The 19,688-nt window shown below is 63.7% G+C and carries 17 protein-coding genes; 9 read left to right on the forward strand and 8 right to left on the reverse strand.

Annotation, left to right across the window (positions count from 1 at the left end; translation table 11 throughout):
- Positions 1 to 67 precede the first annotated feature (67 nt).
- The 3 genes from LPW29_RS07395 (at position 68) to LPW29_RS07405 (ending at position 3,303) form a co-directional block, all read left to right on the forward strand.
- Entirely contained in the window at positions 68 to 952 is an 885-nt protein-coding gene (locus LPW29_RS07395) for an endonuclease/exonuclease/phosphatase family protein (RefSeq protein WP_370642804.1), read from the forward strand.
- On the forward strand, positions 942 to 2,285 hold the full coding sequence (locus tag LPW29_RS15640) for a GGDEF domain-containing protein (RefSeq protein WP_238627483.1): 1,344 nt from the start codon (positions 942 to 944) through the stop codon (positions 2,283 to 2,285). The genes LPW29_RS07395 and LPW29_RS15640 overlap by 11 nt, the downstream gene beginning before the upstream one ends.
- A 79-nt stretch (positions 2,286 to 2,364) precedes the next feature.
- On the forward strand, positions 2,365 to 3,303 hold the full coding sequence (locus tag LPW29_RS07405) for a carbohydrate kinase family protein (RefSeq protein WP_238627484.1): 939 nt from the start codon (positions 2,365 to 2,367) through the stop codon (positions 3,301 to 3,303).
- 105 nt (positions 3,304 to 3,408) lie between these two features.
- Here the strand turns inward: LPW29_RS07405 and asnB are convergent, their stop codons facing one another.
- The 5 genes from asnB to LPW29_RS07430 all read right to left on the reverse strand — a co-directional run bounded on the left by asnB (position 3,409) and on the right by LPW29_RS07430 (position 9,215).
- Positions 3,409 to 5,421, reverse strand: coding sequence for an asparagine synthase (glutamine-hydrolyzing) (asnB, locus tag LPW29_RS07410; RefSeq protein WP_238627485.1), 2,013 nt, complete (start codon positions 5,419 to 5,421; stop codon positions 3,409 to 3,411).
- A gap of 65 nt (positions 5,422 to 5,486) precedes the next feature.
- Positions 5,487 to 6,551 (reverse strand): aspartate/ornithine carbamoyltransferase family protein, encoded by a 1,065-nt coding sequence (locus LPW29_RS07415; RefSeq protein WP_090251899.1) that lies wholly within the window; start codon positions 6,549 to 6,551, stop codon positions 5,487 to 5,489.
- Between the two features lie 34 nt (positions 6,552 to 6,585).
- Positions 6,586 to 7,317: a cysteine hydrolase family protein gene (locus LPW29_RS07420; protein ID WP_238627497.1), complete on the reverse strand. Its 732-nt coding sequence runs from the start codon at positions 7,315 to 7,317 to the stop codon at positions 6,586 to 6,588.
- Between the two features lie 17 nt (positions 7,318 to 7,334).
- A complete protein-coding gene (locus LPW29_RS07425) occupies positions 7,335 to 8,591 on the reverse strand; it encodes a Zn-dependent hydrolase (RefSeq protein WP_090251903.1) in 1,257 nt (418 codons plus the stop codon).
- 93 nt (positions 8,592 to 8,684) lie between these two features.
- Positions 8,685 to 9,215: a MarR family winged helix-turn-helix transcriptional regulator gene (locus LPW29_RS07430; protein WP_238627486.1), complete on the reverse strand. Its 531-nt coding sequence runs from the start codon at positions 9,213 to 9,215 to the stop codon at positions 8,685 to 8,687.
- A 138-nt stretch (positions 9,216 to 9,353) separates the two neighbouring features.
- Here LPW29_RS07430 and LPW29_RS07435 point away from each other — a divergent pair, with 138 nt between their 5' ends.
- Complete coding sequence (locus LPW29_RS07435) at positions 9,354 to 11,738, forward strand: sucrose synthase (RefSeq protein ID WP_238627487.1); 2,385 nt, start codon at positions 9,354 to 9,356, stop codon at positions 11,736 to 11,738.
- A gap of 89 nt (positions 11,739 to 11,827) precedes the next feature.
- On the opposite strand, the gene LPW29_RS07440 is transcribed toward LPW29_RS07435, so the two are convergent.
- Positions 11,828 to 13,135 carry an MFS transporter gene (locus LPW29_RS07440; protein ID WP_238627488.1) on the reverse strand — a complete coding sequence of 436 codons (1,308 nt, stop codon included), beginning with the start codon at positions 13,133 to 13,135 and terminating at the stop codon, positions 11,828 to 11,830.
- A 187-nt stretch (positions 13,136 to 13,322) separates the two neighbouring features.
- Here LPW29_RS07440 and coaBC point away from each other — a divergent pair, with 187 nt between their 5' ends.
- The 4 genes from coaBC (at position 13,323) to argB (ending at position 17,440) form a co-directional block, all read left to right on the forward strand.
- On the forward strand, positions 13,323 to 14,528 hold the full coding sequence (gene coaBC, locus LPW29_RS07445) for a bifunctional phosphopantothenoylcysteine decarboxylase/phosphopantothenate--cysteine ligase CoaBC (protein WP_238627489.1): 1,206 nt from the start codon (positions 13,323 to 13,325) through the stop codon (positions 14,526 to 14,528).
- Between the two features lie 7 nt (positions 14,529 to 14,535).
- A complete protein-coding gene (gene dut, locus LPW29_RS07450) occupies positions 14,536 to 14,991 on the forward strand; it encodes a dUTP diphosphatase (RefSeq protein ID WP_238627490.1) in 456 nt (151 codons plus the stop codon).
- Between the two features lie 74 nt (positions 14,992 to 15,065).
- Positions 15,066 to 16,466 (forward strand): phosphomannomutase/phosphoglucomutase, encoded by a 1,401-nt coding sequence (locus LPW29_RS07455; RefSeq protein ID WP_238627491.1) that lies wholly within the window; start codon positions 15,066 to 15,068, stop codon positions 16,464 to 16,466.
- 86 nt (positions 16,467 to 16,552) lie between these two features.
- Positions 16,553 to 17,440, forward strand: coding sequence for an acetylglutamate kinase (argB, locus tag LPW29_RS07460; protein ID WP_370642803.1), 888 nt, complete (start codon positions 16,553 to 16,555; stop codon positions 17,438 to 17,440).
- A 55-nt stretch (positions 17,441 to 17,495) separates the two neighbouring features.
- On the opposite strand, the gene LPW29_RS07465 is transcribed toward argB, so the two are convergent.
- Both LPW29_RS07465 and pyrE read right to left on the reverse strand, forming a co-directional pair.
- Positions 17,496 to 18,140 (reverse strand): DUF4124 domain-containing protein, encoded by a 645-nt coding sequence (locus LPW29_RS07465; protein WP_238627493.1) that lies wholly within the window; start codon positions 18,138 to 18,140, stop codon positions 17,496 to 17,498.
- A gap of 14 nt (positions 18,141 to 18,154) precedes the next feature.
- Positions 18,155 to 18,802, reverse strand: coding sequence for an orotate phosphoribosyltransferase (pyrE, locus tag LPW29_RS07470; protein WP_238627494.1), 648 nt, complete (start codon positions 18,800 to 18,802; stop codon positions 18,155 to 18,157).
- A gap of 103 nt (positions 18,803 to 18,905) precedes the next feature.
- Between pyrE and LPW29_RS07475 the strand changes: the two genes are divergently transcribed.
- Complete coding sequence (locus LPW29_RS07475; protein WP_238627495.1) at positions 18,906 to 19,685, forward strand: exodeoxyribonuclease III; 780 nt, start codon at positions 18,906 to 18,908, stop codon at positions 19,683 to 19,685.
- Positions 19,686 to 19,688: the final 3 nt, after the last annotated feature.

Genomic DNA, 19,688 nt, shown 5'->3' on the forward strand with positions numbered 1-19,688 from the left:
CATGGCGCCGGTGCTCGCCGAGCCGTACTTTGACCGGTTGGGACTGAATTATCGGGACGAGGCGGGGATGACCCTGGAGGGGCCTTTGACCTCCAGCCTCTCCGTGGGTCCGAGCACACCGCCGGTGCGGGGCCAGCGCCTGCGCATCCTCAGCTATAACGTCCAGGTCGGGATCGCTTCGGGGCGATTTCACCATTACCTGACCAACAGCTGGAAGCACGTGCTGCCCTATGGGGGGCGCATGGGCAATCTGGACAGCATCGCCCGATTCATCGCCGGCTTCGACATGGTGGGCCTGCAGGAGCTGGACGCCGGCAGCCTGCGCAGCAACTTCGTGAATCTGGCCGAGTACCTCTCTCGACAGAGCCAGTTGCCCTACTGGTACAGCCAGACCAACCGGAATCTGGGCAAGTTCGCCAAGCACAGCCTGGGGTTGCTATCACGTTATCAGCCTCACTCCGTGATGGAGCATCGCCTGCCCAGCCGCATCCCGGGACGAGGGGCACTGGAGGCGCATTTCGGGGCCGAAAGCGGCGAGGATTCTCTGGTGATCATGCTGGTACACCTCTCCCTGGGGCGAAAGACCCGCATGCGACAGATGCAGTACATCGGCGAAGTGCTGCGGGATCATGAGCATGTGGTGGTGATGGGGGATCTCAACACCCCGACTCATTCGGCGGAAGTACGCAAACTGGTGCGCAACACACGCCTGCAGGAGCCCCTGGACAGTGCCAAGACTTATCCGAGTTGGCGTCCCATGCATGCTTTTGACCATATTCTGGTCACCCCGGGCCTGGGGCTGGAACAGGTGCATGTCTACAATCTGAATTATTCCGACCACCTGCCTGTGGGCGTGGAGCTGGTCATTCCGGAGTCCGTGAAGCTGGCCCAGTTTCATGCCGGGGGGCAGGTGGGAGGGCACGTCCGAAGAGGCGCCATGGGTGAGCACTGACGAGGTACGCCGCAGGTGTCTGGATACCATTCGGGAGCTGGAACAGGCACTGGATGATCAGGCCGCGCTGGAGGCCAGCCTGAGGCGATTGCTGAATCGTTTGTGCATGGCTGCCGAGGGAGCATGCCCGCATCTGGATCCGATCCTCAACCGCCTGCAAGTGGATGTGTCATCCCAGGAGACTCTGACCCCCGCTCAGTTGGAGGCCTACCTGAGCGAACTCTCCGACTGGCTGCATGATCGCGGCCGAGGCGCGCACCACCCCGCCGCTCACGGTCATTCCGGGGATGCGGCGGAGATTCGCTCCCTGGGCCTGCAACTGCTGATGGAACTGGCCTCATTACCCCGGTTGCAGGATGCCATGGACCGCCTGCGCCAGGAATTGCACGTCAGCGAGCGTGTGCCCCCCTGGTCGGAATGGGTCTCCCGCGTGGCTCAGGCGGTGCATCAGTGTTTGAGTGACCTTCACAACCAGCGGGAGGAGATGGAAGACTTTCTGCAGGATATTACCCGGGAATTGGCCAGCTTTGATGATTACCTGGCAGGTCAGGGTGACCACCTGCGTGATTCCCAACGCAACCGCGAGACATTTCGCGATCATCTTGCACAGGAGATGTCCCTTCTGAATTCCGGTCTATCGGATCGGGATCTGGAACTGGGTCATCTCAAGGAATTGGTGAGGGGGCGTATTCGGGCCATCGGCCAGCACATGGAGACCTATCGCGGACAGGAGGCCCTGCGAGACCAGGAGGCCCGCCTCGAGACCGAGCGCCTGCGCCAGCGGGTGGCGGACCTGGAACGACAGTCCGCACAGTTGCGCGAGGCCTTCCTGTGGCAACAGAACCGTGCCCACCAGGATAGCCTCTCAGGCCTGCCCAACCGTGAGGCTTTCGATGAACGCATCCGTGATGAGTTGAGCCGCTGGGCACGCCTCGGCACGCCCCTGAGTCTGGTGGTCTGGGACATTGATCACTTCAAGCGGGTGAACGACACCTATGGTCACAGTGCCGGGGACCGTGTGATCACCACCGTGGCCCAGTGCCTGAAAGAGCGCTCCCGGTGCACCGACATGGTGGCCCGCTATGGGGGGGAGGAATATGTCATGATCCTGGTGGGCACGCCCGCCGCTGACGCGTTGGCGTTCTGTGACTCTCTGCGCGAGGCCGTGGCTGGCCTGGGGTTTCATTTTGACGGTGATCCGGTGGACATCACCCTGTCTGCCGGTGTGGCCGAGGCCAGGGTGGGAGATACCCCTTCATCCTTGTTCGACCGCGCCGACAAGGCGCTTTATCAGGCCAAGCACCGCGGGCGTAACTGCTGCGTCCAGGGATGATCGGTCGCCCCCGCGGCTTGCCAAGGCCTTTTCGCGCTGGGTAACCTCGAAGCCTTTCCTATCATCGCAGGAGGCCGACGTGACAGCGAATCCCGAACCCGTGATCTTCGGAGAAGTGCTCTTCGACTGCTTCGAGGCGCGTTCCGTGCTGGGGGGGGCGCCCTTCAACGTCGCCTGGAATCTCAAGGGGTTGGGCCGCGATCCGCTGTTCATTGGTGCCGTGGGCGACGATGCACTGGGCGCGCAGGTGCGGCAGGCCCTGTCTGCCTGGGGCATGCGCCCCGAAGGCTTGCAGCGAGACCCGCATCACCCTACGGGTCAGGTCCAGGTCACCTTGAGTGGAGGTGAGCCTCGATACGAGATCCTGGCGGATCAGGCCTACGATCATGTGGAGGTGGCAGGCGCCCTGGACGCGTTGCCCGATCACGGCATCCTTTATCACGGCAGCCTGGCTCTGCGTGAGGCATCCGCACGCCATGGCCTGGAGCGCCTGAGGGGGCACATGGATGCCCGTGTGTTCATGGATGTGAACCTGCGTGCGCCGTGGTGGAAGCGTGAGGAGGTGCACGACCTGATGGCCCATGCCACCTGGGTCAAGCTGAATCAGGACGAACTCTCGGCGCTGGCGCCGGAGCCCGCCGCCGACCCGGAGGTCCAGGCGCGCCTGACGCTGGCCTGTTTTGATCTGGAGGCGATGATCGTTACCCGCGCTTCGGAGGGGGCCATGGTGCTCACACGCGAGGGGGCCGTGCATGCCATGAATGCCCCGGCGGTGGCTGGGCTCAAGGACACCGTGGGGGCAGGGGATGCCTTCAGTGCGGTCACCTTGCTGGGGTTGCTGGAGGGATGGCCGTGGGAGGTGATCCTGCATCGCGCCGCCGGATTTGCCGCCAGGGTCTGTACCCTGCATGGGGCCACCACGGAGGATGCGGAGTTTTATGCGTCGGCTCATGACGCCTGGAACTCCGCGGGCCCCTCACCCCAACCCCTCTCCCCAGAGGGGAGAGGGGCTCGGTGAGTATCGACACCCTGACATCTCTCTCTCCAGTGGGAGGGGACTCAGTGAGTGTCGACGCCTCTTTACAACCCTCTCCCCTTGGGGAGAGGGATAGGGCTTGTCACCTCAGGGGTGCCACCCCAGGGCTTCGGCCCGCTTGCGGGCCAGTCGCGGGATGTCCTGGGCCACGAAGTGACTGTGCAGCACCTGCACGCCGATCATGTGGTTAATCACCGCATCCAGCTGCACCTGGGTGGAGGTGGTGGTGTCCGGTGCGTCATGCAGGTCAAACAGGGCCTTCACGCCGGCAGGATCCAGCAGGCCCGCCTCCTTTATGGCATCGTCCGACAGGTACTGATCCGCCAGGGCTTTCATCGCCGCCCACTTCTTGGGGTCGGTATGGGCCGGCGGCGCCATGAAGGCGAACTTCTCGCGCTCGTACAGCACCTTGGGGAGTAATCCCTTCATGGACTCGCGCAGCACGTACTTTTCCGTGCGCCCCTTGATGCGCATGGACGGGGGCAGTTGGGTTGCGAACTCCGCCAGGTGATGATCCAGGAACGGCGGACGGGCCTCCATGGAATTAGCCATGTCCACGCGATCACCTCCCCAGGTGAGGATCTGCCCTTCCAGCATGGTCTTGATCCAGACGTACTGGGCCTTGTCCAGGGGATGACGGCCTTCGATCATGTCTGCATCCAGGGCGTTGGCGATGGCGCGGCCCGGCTCGTAACCCTTCACCTGCTCACGCAGATGCGGGGCCATCAGGCCCGGAGCGTGTTCGGCGCTGGCCAGCCAGGGCTGCAGGCAGGAGGGAGTGAAGCCCACCAGGGCGTCCAGGGCCGGGTCATGGAGCTCGTTCTCCGCCAGCATGGCCCCCTGGAAAAGTTGATTGCTCTCCGCCAGCATCTGTTGCCAACTGGCCCGCTCGGCGGGGGACAGGGTGTCCAGACCATGCAGGAACATGTCCCGGCGGAAGGAGGGGTAACCCCCGAACAGTTCATCGGAGCCCTCGCCAGTCACCACCACCCGGTAGCCGGCCTTGTTCACGTGACGGCTCATGAGCAGCTTGGCCACGCCCAGGGTGTTGTAGATGGTGCGCTCCGCGTGCCACAGCGTCTCCACCAGGTTGTCATAGAGATGATCCGCGTTCAGCGTCATCACGTCCTGGTCGGCGCCCACGCTTTCGGCCATCTCCGTGGCAATGGCAGTCTCGTCGTAGTCGGCATTATCAAAGCCGATGGTGAAGGCCTTCACCGGAGATTGCTGAGTGGCTGCGGCGAGGCCCAGGGTGATGCAGGAGTCGATGCCGCCGGAGAGATAGCAGGCCACCGGCACGTCGGCTTCCAGGCGCAGCTGTACCGCCTCCATGAGTTTGTCGCGCACGCCCTCGATATAGAACGATTCGTCCTTTTCACCGCCCCGCTCGGACATCAAGGGGAAGTCCATGTCCCAGTAGCGGTCTTCACGGATCTCGAACTTGCCATGGCGTCGCTCGATGGTGACCACGTGGCCGGGCTTCACCTGGTGGATGCCTTCAAAGGCGGTCTGACCGGGGACCATGGTCTGCATCAGTTGATGATACAGGCCCTGGGCCTCAAAGCGGCGCGGGACATCTGGATGGGCAAACAGCACCTTGAGTTCCGAGCCGAACACCAGCTTGCCGTTGACCTCGGTCCAGTACAGGGGCTTCACGCCGAAGCGATCGCGAATCAGCATGAGGCGGTCATGCTGACGATCGTACAGGGCAATGCCGAATTCCCCCCGCAGGTGCGGCAGCATGTCCTCCAGCCCCAGATCCTTGTACATGTGCAGTACCATCTCCGAGTCGCTCTTGGTGCGGAACTTGGCACCTCGGGAGGTGAGATCGGCGCGGATGCGCTTGTAATCGTAAAGCTCTCCATTCACCGCCAGCATCAGGTTGTTGTCCGGCGACATGAAGGGCTGGCGGCCGCGATTTTCATCCAGGTCGATGATGGTCAGACGGGCATGGGAGAAGCCCACGCCGCGGTCGTCCTGCACCTTGTAGCCGAAGCCGTCGGGGCCACGGTGATACTGGATGGCCGCCATGGCCACCAGGGTTTCCGGATCCACCGGTTGATGGGGATCGGCGTGCATGACGCCGGCGATGCCGCACATAGGGAACTCCTCGTGAATGAATTCGTATCAGCAGGTGCCTGGGATCAAGCGGGCAGGAAGCGGGCTCAGGTGTCCATCACTTCGCTCACCCGGCGCACCATGCAGGTGAGCAGGGCCATACGCACGAAGACCGCGCCCCGCGCCTGGGCGAAGTACCAGTTGTGGAGCGTGGGGTCCAGGTCCGTATCCAGTTCTTCACCGCGGGCCAGGGGATGCAGGATGATGGAGTCTTTCTTCAGTGGCGAGTGGGTGGAAAGTTTCAGTTCCGCACCCATCTGCTCGTAGCTGTCACCCACCCAGGCAATGGCATTGATGTACACCACATCGAGATCGGGAAGCTCAGGCTCCAGTCGCTTGGACACGCGTACCGACAGCCCGGCCTGGTTCAACTCCTCTGCTTGCCCTTCGTCGAAGGGACTGTCCTGGTCCGTGAAGATCACCACTTCCTCGATGGCGGTGGGGAAGCGCGCCAGCAGCAGCAGCAGGCTGCGCACGGTGCGCATGCGGTTGGGCACACCAATGATGCCCACACGGATCCGCTTGTCCCGGGGCAGGTCCGGGTCCAGCAGTTCCGGGCGCCACTTGAAGATGGTGTACACGTCCGCCATCGCCTGGGTGGGGTGCTCGTCGATGCCATTGCCGGCATTGACGATGGGGATGCGCAGGGCATCCAGCATGTCGTAGACGGAGCGGTCCTCGTTGTTGCGCAGGACGATCACATCCCCGTAGTTGTTGAACATCTCGGCGATGTCCTGGATGGATTCCCCCTTGGCCATGCCCGTGCTCTTGGGGTCGGTGATGGACATGATGTCCCCCCCCAGGCGGTGCCAGGCGCTCTCGAAGGAGAGCCGGGTTCGGGTGCTGGGCTCGTAGAAGGCGCTGATCAGGATCTTGCCCTGCAGCGGCAGATGCATCAGCGCCGGCGTGCTTTCGTACTGGGCCGAGAGGCGGAAAAGCTGGGTGAGCGTCTCCCGGTCAAATTGCCGCGAGGACACCACATGCCGACTTGCCAGGGCCAGCAGTGGACTGGGATCTTCGGGGATGCTCTCCGCCAGGGCGCGGGGCCGCTCGATGCCGGCGGTACCGTCCTTGGGGCGAAGCGGCTTTTGAAGCTGCGAGTCGACTACCATGGCTAAGGCCTCTTTGACTGGGGAAGACAACGGTTCACTCGGCGATCTCCTCCACCTTGGAGATCTCTGCCAGGGCCTGTTCGGTGCTCATCACCCGGGCGTAGCGGTCCTTCATGGTGAGCATGGTGGCCCGCTGTAACTCGGGCGTGACCGTGGCGCAGGCGTCCTCGATCAGGGTGACGTAAAAACCCAGGTCGCAGGCATCCCGGATGGCGGTGGAGACGCATTCGTTGCTATAGACACCCACCACGAACAGGGCCGTCACATTCAGGTTACGCAGCACGTATTCCAGGTTGGTGGCGGTGAAGACACCGCTGGCCGTCTTGTTGATGACGATTTCGTCGTCCCGAGGCGCCACGATCTCCAGGAAGTCCGCCTCCTTGGAGCCTGGGGCCGCGTGCAGGCCCAGGCGCTTGTGGCCGGGCCCCCGATCGCGGCCATCCTGGGTAAGGGACTGGATGCGTGTGTGGATCACCTCCAGGCTCAGGGAGCGAAAGCCGTCCTGCAGGCGGCGAACGTTAGGCAGAACGGTATTCTCCAGACGATCGAAGTAATAGTCCTGGGCCTCGGGGGGGAGGCCGGAGCGTTCCGCATCGGCAAACACCCCCCAGCCGCGTGCCGCATCCAGGTATTGCAGGTCGATGCACAGCATCGCCGCATGGTGGGTGCCCAGGGCCCGGGTCAGGGCCCGGTTGGTGATCAGGGTCTCCCGGTACTGTTCACGCAGCGGATCCACGCTGTCGTAGACGGGGCCGCCACTCGCCATCTCTTGGGTCTTGTTGTTCACTTGACTGCCTCCCCGTTTTCGGTGGCCAGGGACAGAATGGCCTGTAGCATCAGGTTGGCACCGCGTTCGATATCCTCCCAGTTGGTCCACTCAGCGGCTGAATGACTGCGCCCCTCAAGGCTGGGCACGAAGATCATGCCCGTGCGGGTGAGCGAGGCCATGATCTGGGCATCGTGAGCGGCGCCGCTGGGCAGGCGCAGATGCTTCAGGTCCAGGGTGCGGGCCTTGTCCTCAAGCAGTTGCACCAGGGCCGGATCGCAGCGTTGCGGCGGCAGCTCCGAGAGCACCTCGAATTCGAACATCAGCGAGCGCCGTCGGGCCATGGTCGACAGGGTACGCCGGAACGCATCGGCCAGATTGCTCAGGGTGTCCGGATCCGTGTCCCGCACATCCAGGGAGAAGCTGGTATAGCCGGGCACGGTATTGGCGGCGCCGGGTCTGAGTTCAACGCGGCCGATGGTGGCTCGACTGTGAGGGCTGCCGTGCTCCTCGAGAATCCGCTCGATCTCGCCAGCGAACTCGGCCAGCCCCTGGAAGGTGTCATTGCGCATATCCATGGGCGTGGTGCCGGCGTGGTTGGTCTGACCCTTGAGTTGCACATCCCACTTGAACAGTCCCGTGATGGCCTCCACCACGCCCACGCTGATGTCCCCCCGGTCCAGTACCGGACCCTGCTCGATGTGCAGCTCCAGATAGGCGTGGATGGAATCCTTGGGCCGGCGGGCGAACAGGGCCGCATTGGCGTCCAGCCCCCAGGCGGCCATGGCCTCGGTGAGGGTGACCCCCTCCAGATCCCGGGCGGCATGAATCATGGCCGGTGTCAGTTGACCGGCCACGGCCTGAGAGCCAAACAGGCCGCCGAACCGCCCCTCTTCGTCGGTGAAGTTCACCACCTCAAGGGGGTGGCTCAGGGGCAGTCCCGACTCCTTCACGGTACGCAGGACCTCCAGACCGATGAGGACGCCCAGGGCCCCATCCAGTGGGCCGCCGCTTGGCACGGTGTCCAGATGGGATCCCATCATCACACTGGGCCGCTGACCATCCCAGTCCAGGCGTCCGTGCAGGTTGGCAGCGCCGTCTTCGTAGAAGTCCAGGTCGGCTTCGAGGATGCGCTCCCGGAACCACTGACGTCCGGCGAGATCCCCCTCGCTGAAAGCCATGCGGTGAATGCCGCGGTCGGCATCCCGGCCGATGGCCGATAGCGCCTCGATATCCTGCTGCAGGCGTTGGAAGTTGATGCGGGTGGGCGTCATTCAGTCCCCTCTCTGCTATGCATATGACCCTTGGATACTACTAGGCCGGGTGGCTGCAAGGCCAGCGATGACCCGGGCGCGGGAGCGGGTCCGTCAATCGTCGGCGATGGGCTTCAGCGCCGCTTTCTCGTCCGGGGTTTCCATGATGTCCAGCAGATCACCCAGACCGGCCTCCAGGGCCGCGAGGCTGTCGGCAGGCAGGGCCTGCAGGGCCCGGTTGAGTTCCCCTTGAGCCGGTGCCGGGGCGTGGTCCAGCAGGCTTTGGCCCGCGGGCGTGGTGAACAGCCGGACGACGCGCTGGTCACGGCCAGCGCGCTGGCGTTCCAGCAACCCTTTGCGTTCCAGTTTGTCGAGCATGTTGGAGGCCGTCGATACGTGGATGGAAAGTCGTTGAGAGAGATCCCCCACGCTCAATCCCGGCTCCAGTTGAACCTCCCAGAGGGCCCATAGCTGGGCGGCACTCACGCCGCAGTCCTCCTGGATGCGCCTTGAGTGTCCCTGCAGGGACCGGAACAGCACCCGTAGCCGCTGGATGATGGCCTGGACGCGCGCCTCGTCGGCGTGACGAGGGCTGCCATGCCGCAAGGCGGGATGGGAATGGATTCGGGTCCGGAGGCTGGCCATGAGATTTCTTTTTGCACAAATTCTTTTTGTACAATAGCATCAAGCTGAACGGGCCACAAATGGGCTTGCAGGTCGGCCTTGCTACACTCTCAAGCCACGCCGTACCTGCCATCCCATGAGCACCAGAGGGGACATTGCATGTTGGAAGCCTTGCGGGAAAACATCGCCCAGCACCGGGAATTCACCTATCTGCTGCTGCGTCGCTATCAGAATCTGGGGCGCGCCTTCGTGTTGCGCTCGGACATACAGGACGCCTTCCAGGACCTGGAGGCGGAGCATGATGCCCCGCCCCCCGATACCTCGGCCCTGGCGCAAATGGTTGAGGACGTGCAGGAGGCGGTGATCACCCCGCCCTGGATTGCCTTCTCCGTGCGTCCGCGCGTGGGGCGCTGGGTGTACCTGCGTATCCACGCAGATGAACTGGCGGTGGAGTCGCTGAGCGTGGGTGAGTTCCTGGCCTCCAAGGAGCGTATGGTTGCCCCGCACCTGGAGGAAGACCGCCCCCTGGAGTTCGATATTGGCGCTTTCCAGCGCAACTTTCCCAACATGCGGGAGTCCCGTTCCATCGGCCAGGGGGTGGAGTTCCTTAACCGCAAGCTGTCCAGCCAGTTGTTCGATGGCCAGGGCCAGGGCTTCGACAAGCTGTTTCAGTTCCTGCGGGAGCATCGCTGCAACGGCCAGCAATTGATGATCAATGATCGGGTGCGGGATGTGGATGGCCTGCGTACCGCCATCCGCTCCGCCGAGAAAAAGCTCACCCGCAAGGATCGTCAGACCCCCTGGGCTGACGTGGCCCATGCACTCCAGGACCTGGGTCTGGAGGCCGGCTGGGGCAAGGATGTGGGTCGGGTACTGGAGAGCCTGCAGTTGCTTTCCGAATTGCTGGAGGCGCCTTCACCCAAGACCCTGGAGCATTTTCTGGCCAGGATTCCCATGATCTTCAGCATGCTGATCCTCTCGCCCCACGGGTTCTTCGGGCAATCCAATGTGCTCGGCCTGCCCGATACTGGTGGGCAGGTGGTGTACATCCTGGACCAGGTCCGAGCATTGGAGCGGGAGATGCATGCACGACTGGCGGAGCAGGGTCTGGACATCCAGCCCCGCATCCTGGTGGTCACCCGCCTCATCCCCGAGGCCCGGGGCACCACCTGCGATCAACCCGAGGAGATGATCTCCGGCACCCAGAACGCCAAGATCCTGCGCGTGCCGTTTCGTGGTCGCGACGGCGAAGTGGTACCCCACTGGACCTCCCGTTTCGAGATCTGGCCTTATCTGGAGCGTTTCACCAATGATGTGGAGACCCGGGTGCGCGCGGAACTGGGGGGGCGCCCCGATCTGATCGTGGGCAACTATTCCGACGGCAATCTGGTGGCTACCCTGTTGTCGGCACGCATGCATGTCACCCAGTGCAACATCGCTCACGCCCTGGAGAAGACCAAGTACCTCTACTCGGATCTCTACTGGAAGGAAAACGAGGAGCACTACCATTTTTCCTGCCAGTTCACGGCGGATCTGATTGCCATGAACGCGGCGGATTTCATCATTACCAGTACCTATCAGGAGATCGCCGGTACCGATCATGCCATCGGCCAGTATGAGAGTTATGGCTCCTTCAGCATGCCGGATCTTTATCGGGTGGTGAATGGGATCGATGTCTTCGATCCTCGATTCAATATCGTGTCGCCGGGGGCGGATTCCGAGGTGTATTTCTCCCACCGGGAAGGGGCTCGGCGTATCAAGGGGTTGCACGAAGAATTGCATGAGATGATCTTCGGCGGCCATCACCCGGAGGGGCGCGGCGTGCTGGCGGAGCCGGACAAGCCCATCATCTTCACCATGGCCCGTCTGGACCGCATCAAGAACATCACCGGTCTGGTGTCCTGGTACGCGGCCAATCCGGAGTTGCGCCAGCGGGCCAACCTGGTGGTGGTGGCCGGTTACACCGACGCCTCCCGTTCCTCCGATCGGGAGGAACAGGAACAGATCGCACACATGCATCGGCTCTTTGATGAGCATGGCCTGGAGGATCAGGTTCGCTGGCTGGGGGTGCGCCTGGACAAGGTGCTGTGCGGCGAACTCTACCGCTATGTGGCGGATCACCGCGGCGTGTTCGTGCAGCCGGCCCTGTTCGAGGCCTTCGGTTTGACGGTGATCGAGGCCATGGTATCGGGGCTGCCCACCTTTGCCACCCTCTATGGGGGGCCGCTGGAGATCATCGAGCACGGGCATTCCGGGTATCACATCGACCCCAACCATGGGGACGAGGCCGCAGAGATTCTGGTGGACTTCTTCGCCCGTTGCGAGCGCGACCCGGGCCACTGGAACCGTATCTCCCAGGCCGGTATGGACCGGGTGGAGGCCCGCTACACCTGGAAGCTCTACGCCGAACGCATGATGACCCTGTCCCGTATCTACGGATTCTGGAAGTACGTCACCAACCTGGAGCGTGCGGAGACCCGGCGTTATCTGGAGATGTTCTATGCCCTCCAGTATCGGCCTCTGGCGGCGCGGCTGGAGAAATAATGATGCCGGGGGCTCAGGTGCTGATGCGCCCCTCATCCCCAACCCTTCTCCCCAAAGGGGAGGCAAGACTCCTGAGCCCCTTTCCCCTCTCAATCCTCCACAACATTCCTCCCCCGGGTCTCCACCAGCCGCCACGACGCCACCGTGGCCAGCGCCGCAAAGCCGGTGAGCAGCCACAGCCCGCGCTGGTAGTCCCCGGCATCATAAACAGGGATGCCGGTGGCGCTGAGGGTGCCATCCCAGCCCAGATCCATCACCCAGCCAAACAGCGGTTGGAACAGGGCTGCACCCAGGAACAGCCCGGTGTTCACCAGGGCGATGGCCATGCCCGAAAGGGCGGGTGGCGCCACCTCCTTGGCATGGGCATAGGCCACCACGAAACAGCCGGCGCTCAGGCCCAGCAGGATGAACAGGCTCATCCCCAGTACCCCCGGCCCCCAGGGTAGCCACAACAGGCCCAGACACATGGCCAGGTAGGCCAGGGCACCGGCCTGCAAGACCGGGCGGCGTCGACCCAGGCGGTCGGAGACATTGCCCGCGACCAGGCAGCCGATGGCAAAGGCCACGGTGGCCAGGGTGGTGTACAGGGAGGCGTCGCCCCGGCTCAGATCATGCACATCCCGCAGCAGGGGGATGGCCCAGAGCCCCAGCATGCCGAACAGGCTGCCGGTGATACCGAAGTCGTAGATGAAGCCGGGCCAGAGGCGCCGGTTCTTCATCACCGATTTGAGATCCTGGATCCAGTGCTGCTGGCGCGGTGTCGATGGCGGCAGGCCTTCCATTGCACGCACCGAGGGAAAGCCCATCTGTTCGGGCTTGTCACGCACCAGCCACCAGGAGAGCAGGGCCAGGCCAATGGCGATCAGCCCCAGGGCCACGAACAGGCTGCGCCAGTCCACCAGCAATAGCATCAGTGCCAGGGGGCCGGTGGCGGCGATGGCACCCAGATTGCCCAGCAGCAGGGTCAGGCCGCTGATGGTGCCGTAGCGCTTGGCGCTGAACCACACGGAGTTGCTCTTCATGAGCCCCACAAATACCACCGACACCCCCAGGCCCACCAGAAAGCGCCCGATGCTGGCGGTGGCCAGGGTCTCCGCCAGGCCAAAGACGATGGAGCCGCAACCGGCCACCGCGTTGCCCAGCATCACGGCAAAGCGCGAGCCCAGGGTATCCGCCAGCACGCCCGCAGGCATCTGCATGGCGGTGTAGATGTAGAAATACATGGCGGATAGCGAGCCCAGTGCCGCCGCCGTAATGCCGAAGGTCTCGGTGAGTTCACCAGAGACCATGGCGGGCGCAAAGCGGTGAAAGAACACCAGCATGTAGGCGGCGATGAGCACACTGTAGATGGTCCAGCGTGCCCGTTCAAAGCGGGCGGAATCGTAGGCTTGAGACATCGGGAGTCCTGGGTCTGGGAGGGTTCATCCAGGGTGTTACGTTACCGTCCCCGTGGGGTGGACGTCACGCATTGTGCCTCACTCATCAAGGGGAGAGGGGTTGGGGTGAGGGGGAAGGCGGGCACAGGGCAGGGAGATACTGCCCTCCTTGCAGGACTTGCCCTTGCCGACAAGGTAGAATCCCCCCATGTCACTCACGCAAAAAAACATCCTGCTGGGCGTCAGCGCCGGCATTGCCGCTTACAAGAGTTGCGAACTGGTGCGCCTGCTCATCGGGGCCGGGGCACGGGTGCGGGTGGTGATGACCCCCCGAGCCACGGAATTTGTCGCGCCACTCACCTTCCAGGCCCTGTCCGGCCACCCTGTGCGCACGGCCGTGTTCGATGCCGAGGCGGAGTCCGGAATGGACCACATCAGCCTGGCCCGCTGGGCCGACGCCATCCTGGTGGCCCCTGCCACGGCGGATGTCATGGCCCGCCTGGCCCACGGCATGGCTGATGATCTGCTGAGCACCCTGTGTCTGGCCACCGAGGCCCCCGTCTGTCTGGCCCCGGCCATGAACCGGGCAATGTGGGGCCACGTGGCCACCCGGGACAATGCCCGCCTGCTGGCCTCACGCGGCGTACACCTCTTCGGTCCGGGCACCGGTGGGCAGGCCTGCGGTGAGATGGGGGCAGGGCGCATGCTCGAGCCCGCCGAGTTGGTGCAGTCTCTCCAGGCCCTGTTCGAGGCCCCGCGCCTTGAAGGGCGCCATGTCCTGATCACTGCTGGCCCCACCCGGGAGCCCATGGACCCGGTGCGTTATATCACCAATCGCAGTTCCGGACGCATGGGGTATGCCGTGGCTGCCGCCGCTGCCCTGGCCGGCGCCCGGGTCACCCTGGTGAGCGGTCCGGTGGCACTGGAGGCCCCTGTGGGTGTCGAGCGTCTGATGGTGGAGACGGCCGGTCAGATGCAGGAGACGGTGATGGCCCACTTGCCGGGTGCCGACATCTTCATCGCCACTGCCGCCGTGGCCGATTACCGCGTGGCGCAACCGGCGCAACAAAAGATCAAGAAACAGGGCGACACCCTGGACCTGCAACTGGTGAAGAACCCGGACATCCTCGCCGAGGTGGCCGCCTCCGGGGATCGCCCCTTCACTGTGGGGTTTGCCGCCGAGACCGACTCCCTGGAGCCGCATGCCCGCGCCAAGCTGGAGAACAAGCGCCTGGACATGATCGCCGCCAATGACGTGTCCGATGGCCAGGGGTTCGATGTGGACGACAATGCCCTGAGGGTATTCTGGGTCGATGGAGACTGCTCGCTGCCGCGTCAATCCAAGGTCACCCTGGCGCGGGCGCTGGTGCGGGTGATCGCAGACCGTTTTGAAATGGCACGAGAACAGGACTGAGCCGAACATGCAGACCGTACAGATCAAGATCCTCGATGCCCGCCTGGGTCGTGAGTTTCCCCTGCCCACTCCGGCCACGGAGGGCTCCGCCGGGGTGGATCTGCGCGCCTGCCTGGACGAGCCGTTAACGCTGCTTGCCGGTCAGGCTGAGCTCATCCCCACGGGCATGGCCATGCACATCGCCGATCCGAGCCTGGCCGCCATGATCCTGCCCCGCTCGGGGTTGGGCCATAAACAGGGGATTGTGCTGGGCAATCTTGTCGGCTTGATCGACTCCGATTACCAGGGGCCGCTGATGGTCTCCTGCTGGAATCGGGGAGAAGAGCCTTTTGTGATCTCTCCGGGGGAGCGCATTGCCCAGATGGTGGTGGTACCCGTGGTGCAGCCCCGCTTCCAGGTGGTGGATGCGTTCGAGACCACGCAACGGGGAACCGGTGGGTTTGGCTCCTCGGGACGAACCTGAGGCTTGTAACGTATCTTTCATCATCTGGGGTGACTCACCACCGTGATGCATGAGAGTTAACAGGGAGTACCCACATGAGTTTTCAGGTGTCGCCTTCCATCTTCCGGGCCTACGATATCCGCGGGGTGATGGAGGCTGGCCTGGACCCGGGCGTGGCCAGGGCGGTGGGACGGGCCTACGGGGCGGAGGCCCGTGAGCAGGGCGGCTCGCGGGTGGCCGTGGGCCGTGATGGTCGTCTCTCCAGCCCGGCACTGGAGGCTGCCTTGGTGGAAGGGCTGATGGCTGCCGGGCTGGAAGTGATCCTGCTGGGCTGCGTGCCCACGCCGGTGACTTATTTCGCTGCGCTGGAGCGTGCCGATGGCAATGGCGTGATGGTGACCGGGAGTCATAATCCGCCCCGTTATAATGGCTTCAAGCTCATGCTGGGGGGGCGCACCCTGCACCGGGAAACCGTGCAACGGCTGCGCCGCCGCATTGCTGATGATCGCTTGCCCAAAGGCCCGGGTGGTCGCTGTTCCGAGGCGGAGGTGACCCAGGCCTATCTGCAACGGCTGTGCAAGGACATTCATCTGCAGCGCCCCCTGGCTGTTGCCGTGGATTGTGGTAACGGCGCCGCCTCGGACGTGGCCCCGGAGGTTTACCGGCGCCTGGGCTGCCGTGTGGAGCCCCTGTTTTGCCGGGTGGACGGCCATTTTCCCAATCATCATCCGGACCCCTCGCGCCCCGAGAACCTGGCCCACCTGGCTGATATCGTGCAGCGCCAGGGGCTGGACCTGGGGCTGGCCTTTGACGGTGACGGGGATCGCCTGGGTGTGGTGGACGGTGAGGGACGCATCCACTGGCCGGATCGTCTGATGATGTGTTTTGCCGATGATGTCCTGGCCTGTCACCCCGGTGCCGGCGTGGTGTTTGATGTGAAATGCACCCGTCACCTGACCGATGAGGTGCGGCGCCTGGGGGGGGTGCCGGAGATGTGGTGTACCGGGCACTCGCTACTCAAGGCGCGCATGGAAGAGACAGGGGCGCTGCTGGCGGGAGAGATGAGCGGCCATATATTCTTTCGGGATCGCTGGCTGGGGGTGGATGATGCCCTCTACGCCGGAGCCCGCCTACTGGAATGGCTGTCGCGGGATGAGCGTCCACCTGCACGGGTGCTGGATGACCTGCCCCAGGGGTGCCATACCCCGGAAATCCTGGTGAGCCCCGAGGGCGTTGAAGAGGCCCATGATGTGTTCATGGCCCGCCTGCTGGAGGCGGTGGAGGGTCGGGACACGCTGGACGGCGGCGCGATCACCCGCATTGATGGCCTGCGGGTGGATTTTCCCGATGGGTGGGGCCTGGTGCGCGCCTCCAATACCACCCCCTGCCTGACCCTGCGCTTTGAGGGAGATACCCCCGAGGCCCTGGCCCGGATTCAGGCCCGATTCCGTGCGCTGGTGCATCAGGTGGATGCCGCGCTGGGATTGCCGTTCTGAAACGGGCGGCCATTCCGATGCCATGATTCATCGTATTGTCCTGATCTGTAAAACCGGAGAAATGCCCCATGTCCGAGTCCACCGCCATGGACCAAATCAGTGTGCACACCATCGCCCGGGTGCTGACCGAGGCGCTGCCCTACATCCAGCGGTTTTCCCGCAAGACCCTGGTGATCAAGTACGGCGGCAACGCCATGGTGGACGAGGAACTCAAACGGGGGTTCGCCCGGGATATCGTCCTGCTCAAGCAGGTGGGCATGAATCCGGTGGTGGTCCATGGGGGGGGGCCGCAGATCGGCAAGATGCTGGACCAGTTGGGCAAGGAGTCCCGCTTCATCGACGGCCTGCGGGTGACGGATCGAGAGACCATGGATGTGGTGCAGATGGTCCTGGGGGGGTTGGTGAACAAGGAGATCGTCAGCCTCATCAACCAGTTCGGCGGGCGCGCCGTGGGTCTGACCGGCAAGGATGGCGGCTTGATCCGGGCCAAGCGCTTGCACCATCGGCGCGTGAAGGCCGATCCCGATGCCTCGGAGATCATTGATCTTGGGCATGTGGGGGAGGTGGCCTCCATTGATCCGGCGGTGGTGCACATGCTGGATTCCGGTGACTTCATCCCGGTGATCGCCCCGGTGGGGGTGGGTGAGGATGGTGTGGCCTACAACATCAACGCGGATCTGGTGGCGGGCAAGATGGCCTCGGTGCTGGCGGCTGAAAAGCTGATCCTGCTCACGAATACCCCCGGCGTGCTGGATGAAGCGGGCAACCTGCTCACCGGACTGACTGCCCGGGAAGTGGATGAGCTGATTGCCTCAGGTGTGATCCACGGCGGCATGATCCCGAAAATCCAGTGCGCCCTGGATGCGGTCAAGTCGGGTGTGAAGAGTGCTCATATTATCGACGGGCGCGTTGCCCATGCAGTGATGCTGGAATTGCTGACCGATAAGGGGGTGGGGACACTGATCCGTGGGTAATAGATCTGGGGCGGCGAAGTCGGTTACAGGTTGTGCCTGGGTGTATTGACGATGCCTAGGATGCAGGGTCTTCCCGCTCCTGGCGCAATTGCCGCAGGCGTTGCAGATCGCGATTGAATCGCTCCACCAGGGCCTCGCGTTCCTGTTGGCGGGCGACCAACTGCTCCTCCTGGCGAAGGATCTGGCGTTCCAGCGAGCCCAGGCGCCGCTGCAGGTTCTCCGGCAATTCACGATCCTGAGACCGGAGGCGCTGGGCTCGGCCAAGCGCCTCCTCGTGTTGTTCCTGCAGGGATGAGAGCTTGTTACGCATCAGGTTCAGATTGCCGTCCACGATGTCCAGTCGGTCATCCCGGGCGTGCAGCAACTCCCGTTCCGAGCCGAAGGACTGCAGCAGGATGCGATCCGCGCGGGCCTGCTCTGCCTCGCGACGGGCGGTCTCTGCCTCCGCGGCCTGGCGTGCCTGTTCCCGTTCCCGTTCCTCGGCAGTCTGAGCACGCTCCAGTCGCTCCACCACCAGGCCCCGCCGGTCCAGAACCTCCCGGTCATAGCGGCCCGCATCCGTTGGGGGGGTGTCGCTGAAGTGCACCTGACCATCATCGTCCACCCAGCGATACATCTGTGCCCCGGCCCCTGAGGCCGTGGCCAGCAGCAAGGTGCCTGCCAGCAGTTGTGTGGGCCATCGCGCGAGGTGGTGGATCACGGCGGTACCCGTTCCTAAGTCCGGATCCCGAATTCCTTTCGATAGGCTTCGACAGCATCCCGGTGTCTGGTCATGTCGGGCAGTTCGTGCAGAAATTCCACCAGATCCGAGAGGGTGGCAATGGCGTGTACCTTGAGACCGAAATCACGCTCCACCTCCTGGATGGCAGACAGTTCGCCCTGGCCCCGTTCCTGACGGTCGAGCGCGATCAGCACGCCGGCAGGTTCGGCGCCGGCGGCGCGGATGACTTCCACGGACTCACGAATGGCGGTGCCGGCAGTGATCACGTCATCCACAATGAGCACGCGGCCCTGCAGTGGTGCGCCTACCAGATTGCCCCCCTCGCCATGGTCCTTGGCCTCCTTGCGATTGAAGCAGTAGGGGTAATCCCGGTCATGCTGCTGCGCCAGCGCGATGGCCGTGGCGGCCGCCAGCGGGATACCCTTGTAGGCGGGACCGAAGAGCATGTCGATCTGGGCGCCGGCATCCACCAGGGTGCGGGCATAGAACGCCCCCAGCCGTGACAGGTCCCGGCCGGTACTGAACAGGCCGGCATTGAAGAAGTAGGGGCTTATTCGCCCGGACTTGAGGGTGAACTCGCCAAAGCGCAGTACGCCTCGCTCCAGGCAAAATTGCAGAAATTCAGTGCGGAATGTGTTCATGGGCTTGAAGTTACAAGGTTCCCCTGGGCTTCACAAGGCCGATGGGCGGCCGCTGTGGTAAGTTCGTCGGTCCGGCCCGAAACCTCATCGACCTGACTCAGTGATGCGTATTATCAATTTTAACGCCAATGGTATCCGTTCCGCCGCTCGCAAGGGTTTTTTCCAATGGCTCGAAGCCCGCGAGGCGGATGTGGTGTGCATTCAGGAGACCAAGGCCCAGGTGCATCAGCTCACTGATGAGACCTTTCATCCCCGGGGGTATCACTGCCACTACTTCGATGCCGAGAAGAAGGGCTACAGTGGGGTGGCCCTGTACACTCGCCAGGCGCCCGGCAGAGTGGTGATCGGCATGGATTCGCAGGAGTTCGATCCGGAAGCCCGCTATATCGAGGCGTGTTTTGGCGGCCTGTCGGTGGCCTCCGTGTATTTGCCATCCGGGTCCTCCGGCGAGGCCCGGCAGCAGGCCAAGTATCGTTTCATGGATGCCTTCATGGCGCGTCTGCGGGCGGCCCGTCAGGATGGCCGCGAGTACATCCTGTGCGGCGACTGGAACATTGCCCACAAGGCCATCGACCTGCGCAACTGGCGCAGCAACCAGAAGAACTCCGGTTTTCTCCCCGAGGAGCGGGCCTGGCTGGATCAACTCTTCGACACGGTGGGCTGGGTGGATACCTTTCGACGGGTGAATTTGCAGCCCGATGAATACACCTGGTGGTCGCATCGGGGTCAGGCCTGGGCCAAGAACGTGGGTTGGCGCCTGGATTACCAGGTAGCGACACCGGGGGTGGCGGGCAGCGTGCGCGCAGCCAGCGTGCACCGTGAAGATCGCTTTTCCGATCACGCCCCGGTGATCATGGACTATGAGTGGCCCGCCTCCTGCTGAAGG

Origin of the sequence: Ectothiorhodospira sp. 9100 (genome assembly GCF_022227565.1) — a bacterium.
In the GTDB taxonomy this organism is placed as follows: Bacteria; Pseudomonadota; Gammaproteobacteria; order Ectothiorhodospirales; family Ectothiorhodospiraceae; genus Ectothiorhodospira; species Ectothiorhodospira marina.